General features: G+C 70.1%; 18 protein-coding genes and 1 pseudogene. 10 read left to right on the top strand and 9 right to left on the bottom strand.

Annotated features, from left to right (window positions below; all coding sequences use genetic code 11):
- Positions 1-115: 115 nt before the first annotated feature.
- The 3 genes from ACIBVN_RS36355 to ACIBVN_RS36345 all read right to left on the bottom strand — a co-directional run bounded on the left by ACIBVN_RS36355 (position 116) and on the right by ACIBVN_RS36345 (position 2,565).
- Positions 116-1,021 (bottom strand): arginase family protein, encoded by a 906-nt coding sequence (locus ACIBVN_RS36355; protein ID WP_397144362.1) that lies wholly within the window; start codon positions 1,019-1,021, stop codon positions 116-118.
- On the bottom strand, positions 1,002-1,898 hold the full coding sequence (locus tag ACIBVN_RS36350; RefSeq protein WP_397144360.1) for a helix-turn-helix transcriptional regulator: 897 nt from the start codon (positions 1,896-1,898) through the stop codon (positions 1,002-1,004). Before ACIBVN_RS36350 ends, ACIBVN_RS36355 begins: the two co-directional genes overlap by 20 nt.
- A gap of 196 nt (positions 1,899-2,094) precedes the next feature.
- The gene (locus ACIBVN_RS36345; RefSeq protein WP_397144358.1) at positions 2,095-2,565 is read right to left on the bottom strand and encodes an ester cyclase; all 471 of its coding nucleotides are present in this window, start codon (positions 2,563-2,565) and stop codon (positions 2,095-2,097) included.
- Positions 2,566-2,856: 291 nt separating this feature from the next.
- Here ACIBVN_RS36345 and ACIBVN_RS36340 point away from each other — a divergent pair, with 291 nt between their 5' ends.
- On the top strand, positions 2,857-3,150 hold the full coding sequence (locus ACIBVN_RS36340; RefSeq protein ID WP_397144356.1) for a hypothetical protein: 294 nt from the start codon (positions 2,857-2,859) through the stop codon (positions 3,148-3,150).
- Between the two features lie 29 nt (positions 3,151-3,179).
- On the opposite strand, the gene ACIBVN_RS36335 is transcribed toward ACIBVN_RS36340, so the two are convergent.
- Positions 3,180-3,653 carry a MarR family winged helix-turn-helix transcriptional regulator gene (locus ACIBVN_RS36335; RefSeq protein ID WP_397144354.1) on the bottom strand — a complete coding sequence of 158 codons (474 nt, stop codon included), beginning with the start codon at positions 3,651-3,653 and terminating at the stop codon, positions 3,180-3,182.
- Between the two features lie 99 nt (positions 3,654-3,752).
- Between ACIBVN_RS36335 and ACIBVN_RS36330 the strand changes: the two genes are divergently transcribed.
- Positions 3,753-5,204 carry an MFS transporter gene (locus ACIBVN_RS36330; protein WP_397144352.1) on the top strand — a complete coding sequence of 484 codons (1,452 nt, stop codon included), beginning with the start codon at positions 3,753-3,755 and terminating at the stop codon, positions 5,202-5,204.
- A gap of 174 nt (positions 5,205-5,378) precedes the next feature.
- Here ACIBVN_RS36330 and ACIBVN_RS36325 read toward each other — a convergent pair whose 3' ends face one another.
- Positions 5,379-5,795 carry a winged helix-turn-helix transcriptional regulator gene (locus ACIBVN_RS36325; RefSeq protein WP_397144350.1) on the bottom strand — a complete coding sequence of 139 codons (417 nt, stop codon included), beginning with the start codon at positions 5,793-5,795 and terminating at the stop codon, positions 5,379-5,381.
- 79 nt (positions 5,796-5,874) lie between these two features.
- On the opposite strand from ACIBVN_RS36325, the gene ACIBVN_RS36320 reads away from it, so the two are divergent.
- A complete protein-coding gene (locus ACIBVN_RS36320; protein WP_397144348.1) occupies positions 5,875-6,570 on the top strand; it encodes an SDR family NAD(P)-dependent oxidoreductase in 696 nt (231 codons plus the stop codon).
- Between the two features lie 343 nt (positions 6,571-6,913).
- Here the strand turns inward: ACIBVN_RS36320 and ACIBVN_RS36315 are convergent, their stop codons facing one another.
- Positions 6,914-7,600, bottom strand: coding sequence for a winged helix-turn-helix transcriptional regulator (locus tag ACIBVN_RS36315; protein WP_397144346.1), 687 nt, complete (start codon positions 7,598-7,600; stop codon positions 6,914-6,916).
- A 129-nt stretch (positions 7,601-7,729) separates the two neighbouring features.
- Between ACIBVN_RS36315 and ACIBVN_RS36310 the strand changes: the two genes are divergently transcribed.
- The gene (locus ACIBVN_RS36310) at positions 7,730-8,626 is read left to right on the top strand and encodes a maleylpyruvate isomerase N-terminal domain-containing protein (protein ID WP_397144344.1); all 897 of its coding nucleotides are present in this window, start codon (positions 7,730-7,732) and stop codon (positions 8,624-8,626) included.
- 146 nt (positions 8,627-8,772) lie between these two features.
- Positions 8,773-9,303: a pyridoxamine 5'-phosphate oxidase family protein gene (locus ACIBVN_RS36305; RefSeq protein ID WP_397144342.1), complete on the top strand. Its 531-nt coding sequence runs from the start codon at positions 8,773-8,775 to the stop codon at positions 9,301-9,303.
- 233 nt (positions 9,304-9,536) lie between these two features.
- Here the strand turns inward: ACIBVN_RS36305 and ACIBVN_RS36300 are convergent, their stop codons facing one another.
- A complete protein-coding gene (locus ACIBVN_RS36300; RefSeq protein WP_397144340.1) occupies positions 9,537-10,397 on the bottom strand; it encodes a MerR family transcriptional regulator in 861 nt (286 codons plus the stop codon).
- Positions 10,394-11,293 carry an alpha/beta fold hydrolase gene (locus ACIBVN_RS36295; protein WP_397144338.1) on the bottom strand — a complete coding sequence of 300 codons (900 nt, stop codon included), beginning with the start codon at positions 11,291-11,293 and terminating at the stop codon, positions 10,394-10,396. The genes ACIBVN_RS36300 and ACIBVN_RS36295 overlap by 4 nt, the downstream gene beginning before the upstream one ends.
- A 470-nt stretch (positions 11,294-11,763) precedes the next feature.
- Here ACIBVN_RS36295 and ACIBVN_RS36290 point away from each other — a divergent pair.
- The 4 genes and pseudogenes from ACIBVN_RS36290 to ACIBVN_RS36275 all read left to right on the top strand — a co-directional run.
- Positions 11,764-12,048, top strand: a pseudogene (locus tag ACIBVN_RS36290) (class I SAM-dependent methyltransferase); the annotation flags it as partial.
- 67 nt (positions 12,049-12,115) lie between these two features.
- Positions 12,116-12,436, top strand: a complete 321-nt coding sequence (locus ACIBVN_RS36285) for a hypothetical protein (RefSeq protein ID WP_397144558.1) — start codon at positions 12,116-12,118, stop codon at positions 12,434-12,436.
- A 117-nt stretch (positions 12,437-12,553) separates the two neighbouring features.
- A complete protein-coding gene (locus ACIBVN_RS36280) occupies positions 12,554-13,177 on the top strand; it encodes a DsbA family protein (protein ID WP_397144336.1) in 624 nt (207 codons plus the stop codon).
- Between the two features lie 98 nt (positions 13,178-13,275).
- Entirely contained in the window at positions 13,276-14,133 is an 858-nt protein-coding gene (locus tag ACIBVN_RS36275) for an LLM class flavin-dependent oxidoreductase (protein ID WP_397144334.1), read from the top strand.
- Positions 14,134-14,281: 148 nt separating this feature from the next.
- On the opposite strand, the gene ACIBVN_RS36270 is transcribed toward ACIBVN_RS36275, so the two are convergent.
- Positions 14,282-14,902, bottom strand: coding sequence for a TetR/AcrR family transcriptional regulator (locus ACIBVN_RS36270; protein ID WP_397144332.1), 621 nt, complete (start codon positions 14,900-14,902; stop codon positions 14,282-14,284).
- A 116-nt stretch (positions 14,903-15,018) separates the two neighbouring features.
- Here ACIBVN_RS36270 and ACIBVN_RS36265 point away from each other — a divergent pair, with 116 nt between their 5' ends.
- Positions 15,019-16,521, top strand: a complete 1,503-nt coding sequence (locus ACIBVN_RS36265) for an MFS transporter (protein WP_397144330.1) — start codon at positions 15,019-15,021, stop codon at positions 16,519-16,521.
- Positions 16,522-16,599: the final 78 nt, after the last annotated feature.

Genomic DNA, 16,599 nt, shown 5'->3' with positions numbered 1-16,599 from the left:
GATCGTCGTGGCCATCTTGGGCCACCAACTGCTGCACGTCCTCCAGTGCGGCGTCCAGGTGCTCACGCGCACCCGGATCGAGCCCGACAGTCGGTCACGCGCCTCGCCACGCTGCTCAGCCGCCGATGAGGGGGAAGCCGCGCAGGACCTGCTGGACATGGAGGACGTCGCGGGGAAAGAACTCGGCGACCGTGGTGGCCACGACGTCGGCCGCGCCCTGGAGGTCGCGGGCGATCCGGTTGACCTCGGCGCCGGTGAGGCCGTCGGGGACCTTGCCGAGGCCGAGGGCACCCTCGTTGGCGTCTACGGCGTCGACGTCAAGGTGGATCGCGAGGCGGGAGCAGCCGGTGGAGGCGAGCCAGTCGAGCAGCGGCTGGGTGGAGGTACGCAGGTCAGCGGGACTGAAGGAGGTCAGGCCCCATTCCCCGACGTGCTGGTAGGCGTCCTCGGTCCAGTCGTGCAGGCCGACGAGCGCGACCCGGTCGGCCGGGACGGTGGCCGGGAGCAGCCTGGACATCTCGGGGTCGCGGTGGCCGGTGATCATGGAGACGGCCATGGCGTGGTAGCCGTTGTAGTCGGTCGCCCCGGTGTCGACGTCGGGGTGAGAGTCGATCCAGACGACCGCGAGGTCGTCCTCGTAGCGGGCGGCGAGCGAGGTGAACCGGGCGACGCTGACGGTGCAGGTGCCGCCGAAGGTGGTGATGCGGGCCGGGTCCTGCTCCTTGATGATCTTCAGGGCGTCGCTGAGCTGCTGGGTGAGCACGGTCTTGGACTCGATGCCGTCCCGCAGTTCGCCACCGGGGTCGCCCATGGGGACGGGGACGGTGGCGACCGGCCCGCCGTTCTGCGGCAGCACGGCCTGCAGGACGGTGGTGCCGACGGTGTAGGCCCGGCGGGCCGCATCGAGCGGGAACTCCGGGGCGAGGTGCCCGACCATGTCGGCACCGGCCCCCTGCCACTCGGGCCAGAGCAGCCGGAGGTGGGCTCCGTGCGGAGTGGTGTCAGTGGTGGTGCTGGGCATCGGTGGGAAGGATCCTTTCCGCCTCTGTGGGAGCTGTCCAGCTGGCGAGCAGACGCAGGGCCTCGGCGGAGGCCGTGCCGGGCTCGGCCGAGTAGAGGCAGAGCTCCTGGTCCGGGTCGGCGGGCAAGGCGAGGGTCTCGTGGTGCAGGGTGAGGTCGCCGACGACGGGATGCCTGAACCGCTGGTCGCCGTAGGCGCACTGCTGGACGCGGTGACTGTCCCACCAGGCGCTGAACTCCGGCACCTTGACGAAGAACTCTCCGATCAGCTCGTTCAGTTGCCGGTCGTCGGGGTGGCTTCCGGCGGCCAGGCGCAGGTTGGCGACGAAGATTTGCGCGACTTCCTCCCAATCGCGGTACAGCTCGCGGGCAGCCGGGTCGAGCAGGACGAAACGGGCCAGGTTGCGCTCGCGGTGCGGCAGCGCGTCGAAGTCGGTGATCAGGGCACGGGCCAGGTGGTTCGTGGCCAGGACGTCACGACGGTGGTTGACGACGAGGACCGGGGAGACGTCGTCGAGCACGTCGAGCATCTGGTGGACGGCGGGCCGCACGCGCGGTACGCGCATCGCGGCTTTGGCGCGGCTTCTGCGGGAGCCGCCCGTGGTGCGGGCGAGTTCGTGCAGGTAGTCGCGTTCGACGTCGTCGAGGCGCAGCGCGCGGGCGACAGCGTCGAGCACGGCCTCGGAGACGTGCGGATGGCGGCCCTGCTCCAGCCGGGCGTAGTAGTCGGTGCTGACACCGGCGAGCTGGGCCACCTCCTCCCGGCGCAGCCCAGGTACGCGGCGCGCGCCGACGCCCGTGGGCAGCCCGGCGTCCGCGGGGCGCAGCTGGGAACGGCGGGAACGGAGGAATTTCCCCAGCTCAGCGTTGTGCTCCATACCTCCAGGATGACGCGCGGGACCTGGGTGGGTGCACGCCAGGGTGGACCAGTCCGTCCTAGGTTCGGCCCGCGTCAGCATCCCCCGTGACTCGGTCGTCCCGATCCACCAGCCGCGTGAGCAGGCCGGACGCGCACTGCCGGCGGGGCTCACATGTCACCGCCGCAGGACCGCTGCGGACGCGCCGGATCGTGACTCAGCTCAGCTGCAGCTTGTAGCCGATCTGCTGGGCGAGGCTCAGCTCCTCGCACATGAACCACAAGTCGACGATCTTGCCCTCGTCGTTGAAACGCAGCACGGCGTTCTCGTCCCACTCAACCCGCTTGCCCGTGGCCGGGGCGCCGGCGAACGTGCCGGAGTGCAGCGCGGTCATGTGGAACTGGAGCAGGACGGTGTTGCCGTGGCCCACGATGTCACGGGCCTCCGACGTCTGATCGCTCAGGGACTCGGACAGCGGCTTCCAGCCCGCCTCGATCCACTCCAGGAAGTTTCCGTTGGCCGGGATCGCATCCCCGGTCGCCTGGAACAGGTTCGCGAAGCCGGCCCGGCGGGTGACAGCCTCCGGCGCGACCAGCTCGCGGATGACGTCGAAGCGACCGTTCGGCATCGCGTCCTCGAGCAGCAGCCGGGCGGCGTCCATGTTGCGCTGGATGGTGGTGTCGTTCATGTCGTCCCTCGCTGATTTGAGGTTATGGCAGATGCCCGGGGAGCCGGCGGGGACGGCGCAGGGGCCTCCAGTGGGGATGCCCCGGGAAGGTACGCGGCCCGCAGTCCCATGGGCTGCCGGACAGCGCACCTCCAGTCTTGATGCGAAAAATGAGCTCTCGGCCCTCGAACCTGGCCCAGCCGGTCCCAGGGTCCGCCGGGCTACGTTCCCTGAGTGGACGGCACGGCCTTCTCCCGGCACGCTGCTCTCAGGTCGTGGTGCCCTCGGCACAGGTCATTACGCAGCTCCGTAGTGAGAAGCAGGCGCCCGGAGCGGACGACCGCAACCTCGTACGTCTCCGGCCCGGCGGCCACGCCCGCACAACGGGATGCCGCGTGCGGCACGAGCGCGATCTACCTGGCCGCCATCGAAGCCAAACTCGCCCAGCTCGACGAACGAACCCGCCGCGCGACCACCATCCACCTCGGCATGCCCGCCTTACCGGACATCGCCGGCGATGTGCGCCGTCGGTCCGCGACGTCTCCCTCCGGTGAAACGGCGATGCGGCGTCGGATGCCCGCGGCCGCCTCATCTCCGACGAGGTGAGACGAGGTGGAAGGGCACGATCGCAACGCTCACCCGGTCAACAGGTCGGACTCATGGACGACATCCTGGTGGCTGGCGACAAGAAAGGCGTGAATGGCCGCGAGTTGTTCCGCGGTGAACTCGCTCATCAGTTGGCGGCTGCTCGCGTCCAGCCCGGCGTAGAGCGCGGCGACCTTGCCGAGCGCTTCGGGAACGGCCTCGACCATCACGCTGCGGCGATCTTCCGGATGCGGTCGGCGCTTGACGTACCCCGCCTTCTGGAGGCGGTCGATCATTTGGGTGATGGCGCCGGTCGTGCGGCCGAGGCGAGCACTCAGCGCACCCGCGGTGCTGGGCCCCTCCCTGTTGAGGGCGTGCAGGCACAGCAGGTCTGTGGGTCCGACCCCCACCCGTTGTGCGACCAGGTCGTTCAGTCGTCCCAGCGCGCCGGCCAGATCGGTCATGGCTTGCACGATCTGATCGGCGAGCGCGCCTTCCTCCTCGTTGTGCGGTTTGACGCCCACACTCACCTCTCATTATCTTCGCAACTAAGATACTTAGCTTCTAAGATACTTCGCAGCTAAGGCAATCCGTCTCATTCTCTCGCACATCGGAGGGCGTCGGTGTCCACTGAGACATCCAACCTGACCACCCCTGCCACCAACGGCCGCAGACGTACGGTCGCCCTGATCGTGATCTTGCTGGCCAGCTTCATGGACCTGCTCGACGTCACCATCGTCAACGTCACCGTGCCCTCCATCAGGGCCGAACTCGGCGCCTCGCCCGCCCAACTGCAGTGGATGCTCGCGGGTTACACGCTCGCCTTCGCACTCGGAATCATCACCGGCGCCAGGCTCGGCGACCTGTACGGTTACCGTCGCATCTTCCTGATCGGCATCGCCGGGTTCATCGCCGCCTCGGCGCTGTGCGGCGCCGCCCCGACGGCAGAGGCGCTGGTGGCGGCCCGCGTCGTCCAGGGTGTCTTCGCCGCGGCGATGGTTCCTCAGGTTCTCTCGCAGATCCAGCTCATGTACGCGCCGCACGAGCGCGGCGGCGCGATGGCCGCCTTCTCGTCCCTGTCCGGTCTGGCGGCGGCGGTCGGGCCGATCCTCGGCGCCGCGCTGCTGGAGGCGGACTGGTACGACCTCGGCTGGCGCAGTGTGTTCTGGCTCAACGTTCCCGTCGGGATCCTGGCCCTGATCGTGGCCGCCCGCGTCCTCCCCCAGGGGCACGGCGCCGCGCGGCCACGCCTGGACCTGGCGGGCATGCTCATCTGCGCCGCGGGCCTGCTGCTGATCCTCTACCCCCTCATCGCGGGCAGCGAGGAGCGCCCCTGGCCGGTCTGGACGTACCTCTGCCTGGGGGCCGGCCTGGCCGTGCTGGCCGGTTTCCACCGCCACCAGCGACGGCTGGCGCACCGCGGCAGCTCTCCTCTGGTGGAGGTGTCCCTCTTCAGCGTGCGCTCAGTCGGGGGCGGGCTGCTGGTGCAGTTCCTGTTCTTCGTGCCGGTGATGGGCTTCTTCTTCACCTTCATGCAACTGCTACAGTCCGGCCTCGGCATGGCCCCCCTGGAGGCCGGCATGACGATCCTGCCCTGGCCGATCGCCACCACCATCGCCGCCGGTCTCGGCGCGGCGGTGCTGCTCCCCCGGCTGGGCCGGCTGACCGTGCAACTCGGGCTGCTCGTCCTGGCCGCGGGGTTCGCCCTTCTGGCCCTGACCGCGACCACCGCCACGCCGGACACCGGATGGCTCGCCTTCCTGCCCGGCGTCCTCGTCGGCGGCGCGGGCATGGGCCTGACCGTCGCCCCACTGGCCCAGCTGACCTTGGAGAACGTCCCCGCCGAGCATGCGGGGTCGGGCTCTGGCCTGTTCAACACGGTCGCCCAAGTCGCCGCCTCGGCCGGCGTCGCCGTCATCGGCACGATCTTCTTCCCGCTGCTGGCCGAGCATTCCGGCGAAGCCACGCGCGGGTACGGTACGGCCTTCAGCGTCACGATCTGGGTCAGCCTCGCCCTGCTGGCACTCACCATCGCGGTCAGCTTCCTGCTGCCCCGCAGGCCCGCCAACGGCTGAGTCCTGCGGTCAAGCGGCAGCGGTGACGCCCGAGCAGGTCCGCCACGCCCGCGACCTGCTCGGGCGTCACCGTCAAGCAGGATTGGCCGGTCCCAGCTGCACCTGCCGGCGGTCACGGCGCAGCCGCACCGGCCCGTAGGGCGTCACAGTGGTGTGGAACAGCGGCGCCGGGTGTCAGCGCTGACGGGCGTCGTAGCGGTGGCGGGCGGCTTCGATCTCGTCGTTGTGGTCGGTGGCCCATTGCACGAAGGCGTAGGCGGTCTCGCGCATGCCTTCGCCGAGCGGGGTGAGCTGGTATTCGACGCGGGGCGGCATCTCGGGGTAGGAGGTGCGGGTGACCAGGCCGTCGCGTTCGAGGTGGCGCAGGGTGAGGGTGAGCATCCGCTGGGAGATGCCGGGGACCTGGTTGTACAGGGCGCCGAAGCGCCGGGGCCCGGCGGCGAGGATGCCGATGACGAGGATGGACCATTTGTCGCCGACGCGGTCGAGGGTGTCGCGGATGCCGTGGCCGTTGTCGGGCCAGGCCGCGCAGGGGTGCGGCGGGATCCGGGCCGCCGCCATGCGCGGGTCTGGATCTTGGCTTGCGAACATCAATGTGCCTTTTGTACGGGTCGGAACGGTTCCCTATCGTGAAGCTACTTACAGATCGTAACGAATGCGGGGTAGCTGCATGCCTTCCACCATCGCCGTCGTCGGTGCCGGGCCGGGCCTGGGCCGGGCGATCGCCCGCCGGTTCGGCGCCGCCGGGCACCCGGTCGCGCTGATCTCCCGTAGCCGTGCCAAGCTCCAGCCGATCGCCGACTCCCTGGCGGCCGAGGGGATCACCGCCGGGGTCTACCCGGCCGACGTCACCGACAGCGCCGGTCTGACCGCCGCACTGGAAGCCGCCGCGGCCGACCTCGGCCGGATCGGAGTGCTGTCCTACAGCCCGGCCCCGGCTTGGGACCACAGCGCCGGCTCGATCCCCGACACTGCGGCGATGGGGTTCACCGCGGCGCTGGAGACCACGCCGGAATCGGCCCGCGCCCAGGTCGACCTGATCGTCGGAGGTGCGCTGACCGCCGCGGCGGCGGTGCTGCCCGCGATGCGCAAGGAAGGTGACGGGGCGCTGCTGTTCACCACGGGCGCCTCGGCGATCATCCCGATCCCGCTGCTCGGCAACGCCGGCATCGCCCAGGCGGGCCTGCGGCACTGGGCGAGCTCCATCCAGGGCGACCTGGCCGCCGAAGGCGTCTACGTCGGCCACGTGTGCGTGGGCGTACCGATCATCCCCGGCGGAGGCGAAGGCGACCCCGACGCCATCGCCGACCGCTGGTACCAGCTCGCCCAGGCCCGCGACACCTTCGAGACCAGGATCGGCTTCTGACCCGCTGCGGCGGGTCCCCGCCTGGGACGCCCCGCATTACGTGGCGGCAGCGTGCGGGGTGCCCGCCGTTGAGCGGCTGTGCGACGCGCTGACCGGCGCACTCAGCATCGCCGAATCACGGGACCAGCTGGTCCCGGCGCCGCGCCCCCGCCGCCGAGGTGCTCGCCCTGCTCGTCTACGCGGTCGATCTCCGTTCTCGCCATGGTGCCGACGCCCACGCACTCAGCCGGACGGTGCCAGAGTGCGCTGGACTCCCGCACGCCACCACACCAGTAGCCCACTCACCGGAGCCTGCCTGGACCCGCTCACTGAACCCCCTGCCCGGGGTGGCGTGCGGCCGTGTTCAGCGCCGATCGCTTGGCCGATCGCCGGAAGATGCCCGGCGCGTGGAGCCTTCGGCATCGGAGCGCCCGGAGTCGAAAAGGGCTCGTGCCGCGGCTTCATCGCCTTCGATGTCGACGAGCCCGCCGGCGTCGTCGAGGGCGAACGCGCCCGCTGCCAGCCCGAGAACGGTCGGGGCGTCGGCACGCACGACGGCATCAAGAGCCCCGCCATCATGCAGGGTGACCTCGATGCCTGAGCGTGTCGCCCGCAGCTGGAGCACTTGGCCGCCGACCGCGACCCCCACCGTTGACGGCCGGGATGCGGCCCGCCCGGCGAACAGGGCGCCGAGCCCAACGACGAGCCATTCGGACTGGACGCGGTCGCCGCCTGGCCCGCGCGCCATGAGCGGCGTGGACCAGCGGACGAGGCTCTCCACCGGCTCCCGCAGCCCGGCACCCCAGGGGGTGAGCGCGTACACGATGGCGTTGCCCTCATCGGCCAGCCGCCGCTCGACCACCCCGGCGGTCTCCAGGTCGCGCAGGCGGTCGGCGAGCAGGTTCGTGGCCACGCCGCCGAGCCCGTCGAGCAGCTCGCGGTAGCGCGCGGGAGCGATGAGGAGCTGGCGGACGATGAGCAGATTCCACCGGTCACCCACGACATCGAGCGCTCGGGCGAGGCCGCAGTACTGGCCGTAGCTCCGACTCATGGCGATCACTTTACATTCTCAAGCTCACCTGACAATATCCAGCGTGTCGCGCCAGGCAGGGGTGCGGCCACCCCGTCCGGGCCATGGAACGGCCACCGCCACAAGCACTCATGCCGCAGGAGTGAATCGATGACGGACGCCTCCTCCTCCACACGAGGCCCAGACCCTGCCGCGCGAGAAGGCGCCGGCACGGTCCCGGCCGCGACGCGCGGCGGCGGGTCCGACACCCTGGCCCAGGCTCGTGCGGCATTGCGGGAGGTCATTCCCCGCCTGGTCACACTGATGCGGAGCGTCCCCGGCCCCGGAGCCGGTGCGGTCGGCACGTGGACGGTGGGCGATGTCGCAGCTCACCTGGCTCACGTTCTCCGCTTCGACACCGACGCCATCGCCGGAAGACCGGTCCCCGATGCCACGGTGACGACGGCGGGAATGTCCCAGGTCAACGCCAGGATGCTGGCCCGGGACGACGAACGGGACCCCGGCGTGCTCGCCGATCGCCTCGGCAGGCTGGCACAGGAATTCGACGACATCGCCTCGCGTCCGCATGCAGGCACCGTCACGTGGCTGCAAGGCGTCCGACTGCCGCCGTCAGCGGTGGCATGTCACCTGCTGGAGGAATGCCTGATCCACGGCCATGACATCGCTGTGGCCACCGGACGCCCGTGGCCGATCCAGCGTCACCACGCTCTGCTCGCGATCGAGGGCGGCGTGCTTCCACTCATCGCCGCTCTGCCACCCACGGCCCTGGTGCACCAGGAGCGGGCCGCATCCTTCCAAGCCCGCTTCGACCTGCGCCTACGCGGAGGCGGACGCACGTTGATGGTCTTCGACCGCGGTTCGCTGACGCTCGACTCGGGCGGCGCACGCGGCGTCGACGCCCACCTGTCCGCCGACCCCGCGGCACTCATGCTGGTGTTCATCGGCCGACAAGGGATAGCGAAGCCACTTCTCGAGGGAAAGCTCACCGCCTGGGGTCGCCGGCCGTGGAAGCTCGCCCGCATGCTCACCGTCATCAGTCCCCCGTAGCGGCCCTCCGCTCCGTCCCGAGGTTGATGAGCCCAGACGGAGAAAGAAATAGGACACAAGGTGTCGGGTTTTGGGTCGAGCATGGTCTCATCGGTCGGCGTCGACGGCTGACGTGGACCGGGCCCAACGGATGGACAAGGACCTCAATGCGCGAAACGCCAGAAGAGCTCAAAGAGCTCCAGGCTCTCCTCGATACCTCACTCTCCCGCTCCACCTCGCACCTCCGCTCGATCATCAACACCGAGCGCACACTGACCGCGGAGCAGCTCACCCAGATCCTGACCGGCATGTGCACTCTCGCCCTGTCCACCGTGACGGCGAAGGGCGAGCCGCGGATCAGCGGTGTGGACGGGCACTTCCTGCACGGAAAGTGGCACTTCGGCACGGCGCGCGGCGCAGCCAAGGCCCGCCATCTCGCCGCCCGCCCCGCCGTCAGCGCCGCGTACATGCGTGGTGAGGATCTGGGCGTGTTCACGCACGGCACAGTGGAGATCCTCAACCCCCAGGACGGCGAGCCGGCCCCGGACTGGCCAGACCTGCGCGCCTACTTCAAGGACTTCTACGGCGACGACTCCTTCGACTGGGACAACGAGGTGGTCTACTACCGGCTGCATCCGCACTGGATGGCCGTCTACGCCCCCGACATCGCGAAGCTCACTGCGGCGTCCCAGTCCTGACCCGCAGCAGGGACTCCATCGGAACGGATGCGCTTCGCGCTGACCCTCCTGCCATGGAGGGAGCGGAGGCGGCGGCCTCCGCCGTTCCGTACGGGGCCCGCACCACCTGTGGCGGCGGGCCCCGCAGGCGGGCTTGCTCATGCGTCTCTGGGTGAGCTTGCCGAGCGCTCCGAGGCTGCCTGGAACTTGGGGAGGGCGAAGGTGGGGCCCCGGACGATCATCCACTCCCGCGGTCACCGCTGACGCGGGGAGCGCCCCGCCGCGGTGTCTTCCGGCCGTATTCTGGGCGCACCTCGCGGTGGGTCCACGCGCTCGAGTTTGGTCCAGCCGGTCCAGCCTCGCTGCTTCAGCAGCTCGATCAGCCGGCGGGCGGGTGGCGCGGCGTCGAACGCCAGTGTGTCCATCAGCTTGACGAACGGTGGCTCGATGTCGGCATCGTCGACGTAGTCATCGCCCTGCTCGTCGGCCATCCGCGTGATGTACGCGGCCAGCTTGTCGGCCAGCTCGACCAGCCGCGGGTCGTCGTCGGTCCGGTCGAGGGCCCGGCCCAGGGTGAGATAGAAGTCGACGAGCTGCGGGTCGGCGAGCTGCTCCCGCTTGCGTGCCACCCACTCCGGGACCCACTCGGGTGAGTGCGCGGCCAGCGGGATCCAGCCGTCGCGTTCGACCTGGACGATCCGCTCGTCGACGCCGAGCGCCCGCAGCCGGTCGAGAAACTCGACCACCTCCGGTGGCAGCGCCAGGCTGTCCCCTGCGGCAAGCCGGGCGATCCGCTCGCGGTGCCGCTGCCGCTCCCGGATCTCCGCCCGCAGCCGCCGGTCGATGTCCGCGACCGCCGCGGCGAACTCCTCCGCGTCGGCCTGCAGCAGCTCCCGCACCCGCGCCAGCGGGACCCCGGCCTCGGCGAGGGTCCGGATCCTGATCAGCTCGACCACGGCGCCGGCGTCGTACCGGCGGTAGCCGGAGCGGTCCCGCTCCGGCTCCGGCAGCAGCCCCTTGGCGTGATAGTGCCGCACCGCGCGCACCGTCACTCCGGCGTACGACGCCAGCTCGCCGATGGTCAGCATCGGACCGGCCTCCCAGGAGTTGCTCAAGAAGTCGCCTGGCCCACTGGGCCTTGTACACTCCGGATGATCTGGGCGATCTCCGGGGCGTGGGTGAAGACCAGCCGGTGGTCGGCGTCGAGCCAGGACATGGCGATGTGCGGCTGCTCGCGGACAAGCCGCTCGACGCCGGCACGCCAGTTCTGATTGAACCGCGGCGCATGCCCTTCGCCGCCGACGCCGGCCATCGAGGTCGACATGATCACGCTGATGGGCCGCTCGATCTTCCGGTACCAGTCAAGGATCCCGGACCGAACGACATCGATCTCGACATTCAGCTCGAGAATCTCCTGAGCGGTGAGCAACACCTGGCGCGCGCTGACCCGCTCAGCCTCCTGCTGCCTCGCCAAGTCCTCCCACATTGCACGGAACTCCGGCAGAACGTCCTCGGTGATGAACGGTTCGGGCACCGGATTCGCCCCATCGATGAGAACCAGTCCGGCGACAGCACCAGGATGCTCGGAGGCATAGCGCACGGCCAGGTCCGCGCCCAACGAGTAGCCCACAAGCACGGGCGCCGCATCCAGGTCGAGGCGTCCCAGCTCCGCCATCACGGCGACCAGATCACCGAGGAACGCCTCGAAGGAGTACCGGTCGGCGGCCGAGGCGAGACCATGGCCCCGCAGGTCGAAGGTCATCACATCGTGGTCGCGCCGCAGCAGCTCGGCCAGCTCGTGCAGGTCGGCCTGCGTCGAGTTCAACCCAGGGCACAGGACCAGCGGTCGTCCCCGGCCACCGCGGGACACCGGGATCGTGACGCCGTCGTGGTGAACCATGAAGTGCCGCATCGTCCTGCCGCCTCTCTCAGCCCGCTCGCCATCGTCGTCGTGGTCGCCGTACGACTTGCGCTGCCCGCCGACCCCCAACCGCACTGGCTTCTTCGTCATGCCACCATGCTGAGAGGTTGACCCTGCGTCAGGGTCAACGGTCCTCCTCCCGCGGGCAACACCGATCCGTAGCGTCCCGGGACGCTGCCGAACCATCCTCCCCGCCGGCTTGCACGAAACGAAAGTCCCGCGACCGGCGCAGTGACGCAAGCACCAGGAAGGTCCGCTCGCTGGTCCTGGCGATGCCGTACGGCATTCGGGGACGTGCCGCGGGCCCGCGATCATCATGCCGTGCCCCTCCCCCATGAACCGCACGTGCCGGTCGTGGGCCGCATCGCGCATCGGCACCCCCCGTACGTGCCCCCGAGCCCCGGCCGATGCGGTCGTCCTGACCGTCCTGGTCGGGCCAGCTCGGCACCGGCATCGACGAGCGCGAACTCCTGGTCCACGGCGACGGAGTGCCCCAAGGGCGGACCCCGCAGGCCCGCCGGGCAGTGCGCGCCGCCCGCGCACGGAGACGGGCGTACGGGATGCCCGCATCCACCCCTGCTGAGCTTGTCTATGGTCCACCCGTGGAGGACCTGTTCGGGGGCGCTGCGCCGTACTACGCCAGATACCGTCCGGGCTACGGTCAGGCGGTGATCGAGCACCTGGCGGCAACGCTCGGGGCGGACAGCCGGGTGGACCTCGGCTGCGGCCCGGGCACGATCGCCATCCCGCTGGCCCGTCGGGTTAAGGCGGTGCTCGCCGTGGACCCGGCGCGGGCGATGCTCGCCGAGGGCAGGCGCCTGGCCAAGGGCGTCACCAACATCGCCTGGTTGCACGGCGACTCGATCGCGCTGCGGGCGCTGCCGGCGTTCGATCATGTGGTGATTCCACTGGATGGACCGCAGGGCGGTCCTGGCGCAGCTGGACGAGTTGTTGCCGCGGGGCGGCGCGGTCGTGCTGGTCGCCTCGCCGTTCTGCCACCTGGATTCCCGGGTTGTCACGCGGCGGCTGACCTGGGACGTGGACGGGCTGATCGGGCTCCAGCTCTCCTACTCCTACAGCTCGCCCGCCCGGCTCGGCGACCGGCTGCCCGCCTTCGTCAGGAAGCTGCGGCAGGCGCTGCTCGCCGACAACCCGGCAGGCCGGTGGGAACAGGAACTGTCGGCCGAGGTGCTGGTCGCCAGGCGGCCCGTGGTTGACCTCAACCGCAGTTGAGATTGCAGGATGGGCAACCGGGACCTGCCCCGCACTCGAGCGTGAGGAGCTTGTGCGCGATGCGGGTTGAGGCGAACACCTGTGGCGCAACAACCACAATCACTTTCAAAGGACTTCATGAAGCTGGAGATATACGCCGATGTGCTGTGCCCGTGGTGCTACATCGGCAAAAGACGCCTGTCGGCAGCCTTGGCGATGCACGCCGACCGCGACAGCGTAGAGATCGTCTGGCGCAGTTACGAGCTCGCACCGGAGGAAGGCCGGATCCCCGGCCCGACCGCCGCCGAGGCGATGGCCGGATGGTGGGGCGACCAGGCGCCTGCCCGGATCGCCCGGATCCGGGCGCTGGGCTCTGCGGAGGGCCTGGAGCTGAATCTGCATCTGGCCCGGCCGGTGAACACCTTCGACGCGCACCGGCTGGTCAAACTGGCCGCCGACCGTGGCCGAGCCGATCAGATGATGGAGCTGCTGCTGCACGCGTACCACACCCAGGGGCTGAACGTGGCGGACCTTCAGGTCCTTCAGCGCCTGGGCGGCGAAGCCGGCCTGGACACCGATGAGGTGCACGCCGTGCTGACCGGTGACGACTACGCCGAACAGGTACGGGCGGACCGCCGCCGCGCGGCCGAGCACGGCATCACGGGCGTCCCAAGCCTGGTGATCGACGGCCTGCCGCCGATCTCCGGAGTCCAGCCCGTCGCCGACCTGCACCGGCTACTGGAGCCCGGCCCGACCGGCTAGCCCGGCACGTACCGGCCACGCCTGACCGGGTCGGCTGACGCCGATCCGGTCACACCTCCGTACACGACTTATCTTCGGGGAAAGGAATCGCACTCGCGATGGACATCGGTATCGGGTTGCCCGGCCATGGCAGGTGGACCGACGGCACGGCCCTGGTGGAGTGGGCACGCCGCGCGGAGGCGCGCGGCTTCTCCACTCTCAGCGTCAGCGACCGCCTGGCCTGGTCGACCCCGGAGCCGCTGATCACCCTGGCTGCCGCCGCCGGCGCCACCTCGCGCATCCGGCTGCTGACCAGCGTGCTTCTCGCGCCCTTGCGCGCCAACCATGCGCTGTTCGCCAAGGCCGTCACCACGCTGGACCAGCTCGCCGGTCCCGGCCGCCTGCAGCTGGGGCTCGCCCCGGGCGCCCGGGAAGACGACTTCGTCCTCAGCGAGGTCGACTACAGCACCAGAGGAAAGCAGTTCGACCAGCTCCTGGATCGGCTCGCGGGGTCCTCGGCACCCGGTGACCCCGTCGGCCCTCGGCCGGCCACACCCGGCGGACCGCCTCTGTTGTTCGGCGGCAACTCGAAGGCGACCCTGCGCCGCATCGCCTCCCACGGGACCGGATGGATCGCCGGAGACGCGACCGTCCAGGACGTGCAGGACTTCGCCCCCCACATCCAGCAGGCGTGGGCCGAAACCGGCCGAGCCGGCTCTCCGCGCCTGGTGGCGTCGGTGATGTACGCGCTCGGGCCTGATGCCGAGGCAACGATCTCTGATGCCATCGGCTCGTACTACGCCTTTGCCGGCGAGGAGTACGCGCAGTACGGCATCTCCATCGCATACACCGCACCGGAGCAGATCACCGCCGCGATCGCCGAGTTCGATCGGATCGGCTGTGATGAGCTGATCTTCATGGGGAACGATCCCGATCCCGGGCAGGTGGACCTCCTGGCCGATGTGATCGGGCTGTAGCAAAGATCGAGACGGGCGAGGTTTCCGGCTGATGGCCGCCTCGCCCGTGCTGCAACGGTTTGGACGCCCCACTTCTCGTCGCGGTGGCGTACGTCTCTGGCGTTGAGACCGGTGTGGTCGGAGCCCTTGCCGAGATGACGAGGGATCGCTAGGCGGAGGACGCGAGCGCGGCGGGGATCTCGGCGAAGGTCTCCTCGACCAGTTTGGTCAACGTGTCGCGGCCACCGTGGCCGCCCTGCGCCGTCCAGCGCAGGGAGGCCGTGCGCCAGGCGGCCACGAAGATCTCCACGGTCAGACGGAGGCGCACCTCCTCGACGTCGGTCCCGGACCGGCCACTCACCACCTTGACCAGGGCCCGGGTGGTGTCCTGGCAGTAGCCCAGGCTGTGCGCCTGCAGCGCGGGGACGGCTTCGGACAACTCGCGGGCGGCCAGGAAGCGGCGATCCCAGTCGGGGTCCATGGTGCTCAAGGTGGTGTCCAACGCCACGCGGAGCGCCTCGATCAGCGGGCCGTTCATCTCCTGGGCGGCCACGTAGTCCAGATAGGCCGACCACAGGTCGCTGTCGGCGGCGAGCGCCACATCCTCCTTGGAACGGTAATTGCGGAAGAAGGTGCGCTTGGACACCTCCACGGCATCGCACAGATCGTCCAGCGTGGTGGCGTCGTATCCACGTTCGGTGAACAGGCGGAGTGCGGTCTCGGCCAGGGCTCGGCGAGTGCGCATCTTCTTGCGTTCGCGTAGCGGCAGGTCACGCAGATCATCACTCACATCACGAGGTTACCACCCAGAGGCTGTTGCGCTTTGACAGATAATGCCACTCAGTGGCAATGTCCCTTTGGTGGCCGATTGTGGCTGTCGAACATCCTCCGAAGGGCCCCGAACTCGTGACAACCGATCCCACTGCACGCTCCCGTCCGGCGATCACGCTGGCAATCGTGCTGCTGGCCTTCGCCGCCGTACCGATGTCCATCTCCGGAGCGGCCGTGGCGTTGCCCGACATCGGCGCCGACCTGCACACCGCAGGCGCGTCGCTGCAATGGGTCATGAACGCCTACAACCTGACGTTCGCCTCGTTCATGCTGGTCACCGGGTCCACGGCCGACCTGGTGGGACGCCGCCGCACCTTCGCGGCCGGCGCGGGGCTGTTCGCCATCGGCTCGCTGGCCGCAGCAGCCGCCCCCGGCATCGCCCTGCTGGACATTGCTCGCGCCGTGTCGGGCATCGGCGCGGCCGGAGTGTTCGCCAGCGGCGGCGCGATCCTGGCCACCACCTTTGACGGCGCAGCGCGCACCCGCGCGTTCGCGGCGCTCGGCAGTGCCGCCGGGCTCGGTCTGGCGGTCGGGCCGACCCTGTCGGGCTGGCTGGTCAGCGCGCTGGGCTGGCGTGCCGCCTTCGGATTGCACGCGGTCCTGGTGGTCGTGGCGCTGACTGGTGTCGGATTTGTCGCCGAGTCGCGTGCCCGGCAGTGTCCCCGGCTGGACATGATGGGTGCGGTGGTGTTCGTCGCCGGGCTGGGCGCGCTGGTCCTGGGTGCCGTCCAGGGCCCGGACTGGGGCTGGTCGAGTCTCGGCGTGCTGGCGCTGCTGGCCGCCGGGGTGGGGCTGCTGGCGGTCTTCGTCGTCCTGCAGGCGCGGTCGGCCGCCCCGCTGCTGGATCTGTCGCTGGTGCGCAACCGCCGGTTCCTGGCGCTGTGCATGGTGCCGGTGGTGACGACCTTCGGCTTCGTGACGCTGCTGACGTACCTGCCCACCTATCTGGTCGGCGCGGGCGGCCTGTCCGCCCAGCGCGCCGGGACGGTGCTACTGCTGATGACCGGACCGGTACTGCTGGCCCCGCCGCTGGCCGGAGGGCTGGTCAACCGGGGCGTGTCGGCCCGTGTGCTGATCACGGCGTCCCTGGCGATGTTCGCCGCCGGTAACGCGTGGCTCACCGTGATCGGACCCGCCACCCCCGTCGCCGTCATCGCCGGGCCGCTGTTGCTGATCGGCCTGGGCGCCGGGGTGTCGTTCGGCGTGGGTGACGGAACGGCGATGAGCCTGGTCGAGCCCGAGCGCGCCGGAATGGCCACCGGGTTCCTCAACACCATGCGCATCGGCAGCGAGGCCATCGTCATCGCCGTGTTCGGTGCGGTCCTGGTCAGCCTGATCGGCACCCGCGTCGGCTCTCCCGAACTGGCCGCCAAGGTCGCCGCGGGAAACCTGTCCGGCGGCGACCCGGCCGCATTGGCCGCCGGATTCACCCATGCCTTGCACATCGCGCTGTACGGAACAGCCGTTGTGTGCGCGGTCGGCGCGGTGGCCATCGCCGCCGCACTGGCCCCGCCACGCCGAGACATCGCCGCGACCCGCGCCCCCGACGATTCTCCACTGCCCACCAAGGTCGCCTGACCAGGCGTCTCGGGGTCACTGATCTCGCTGTGTTGTCGTCTTGACGCGCTTTCGACCGGTGCGGCAGCCGATCGGCTG

Origin of the sequence: Nonomuraea sp. NPDC049400 (assembly GCF_044466425.1) — a bacterium.
Lineage (GTDB): Bacteria > Actinomycetota > Actinomycetes > Streptosporangiales > Streptosporangiaceae > Nonomuraea.
The sequence above is the reverse complement of the archived record's forward strand: the minus strand, read 5'-3'. Positions and strand labels throughout refer to the sequence as shown.

What these genes read in the sequence shown, in the direction of transcription:
- ACIBVN_RS36355 (WP_397144362.1), bottom strand. Translation starts at nt 1,021, where the DNA reads ATGCCCAGCACCACCACTGACACCACTCCGCACGGAGCCCACCTCCGG.
- ACIBVN_RS36350 (WP_397144360.1), bottom strand. Translation starts at nt 1,898, where the DNA reads ATGGAGCACAACGCTGAGCTGGGGAAATTCCTCCGTTCCCGCCGTTCC.
- ACIBVN_RS36345 (WP_397144358.1), bottom strand. Translation starts at nt 2,565, where the DNA reads ATGAACGACACCACCATCCAGCGCAACATGGACGCCGCCCGGCTGCTG.
- ACIBVN_RS36325 (WP_397144350.1), bottom strand. Translation starts at nt 5,795, where the DNA reads ATGTTCGCAAGCCAAGATCCAGACCCGCGCATGGCGGCGGCCCGGATC.
- ACIBVN_RS36320 (WP_397144348.1), top strand. Translation starts at nt 5,875, where the DNA reads ATGCCTTCCACCATCGCCGTCGTCGGTGCCGGGCCGGGCCTGGGCCGG.
- ACIBVN_RS36315 (WP_397144346.1), bottom strand. Translation starts at nt 7,600, where the DNA reads ATGAGTCGGAGCTACGGCCAGTACTGCGGCCTCGCCCGAGCGCTCGAT.
- ACIBVN_RS36310 (WP_397144344.1), top strand. Translation starts at nt 7,730, where the DNA reads ATGACGGACGCCTCCTCCTCCACACGAGGCCCAGACCCTGCCGCGCGA.
- ACIBVN_RS36305 (WP_397144342.1), top strand. Translation starts at nt 8,773, where the DNA reads ATGCGCGAAACGCCAGAAGAGCTCAAAGAGCTCCAGGCTCTCCTCGAT.
- ACIBVN_RS36295 (WP_397144338.1), bottom strand. Translation starts at nt 11,293, where the DNA reads ATGACGAAGAAGCCAGTGCGGTTGGGGGTCGGCGGGCAGCGCAAGTCG.
- ACIBVN_RS36285 (WP_397144558.1), top strand. Translation starts at nt 12,116, where the DNA reads ATGGACCGCAGGGCGGTCCTGGCGCAGCTGGACGAGTTGTTGCCGCGG.
- ACIBVN_RS36280 (WP_397144336.1), top strand. Translation starts at nt 12,554, where the DNA reads ATGAAGCTGGAGATATACGCCGATGTGCTGTGCCCGTGGTGCTACATC.
- ACIBVN_RS36275 (WP_397144334.1), top strand. Translation starts at nt 13,276, where the DNA reads ATGGACATCGGTATCGGGTTGCCCGGCCATGGCAGGTGGACCGACGGC.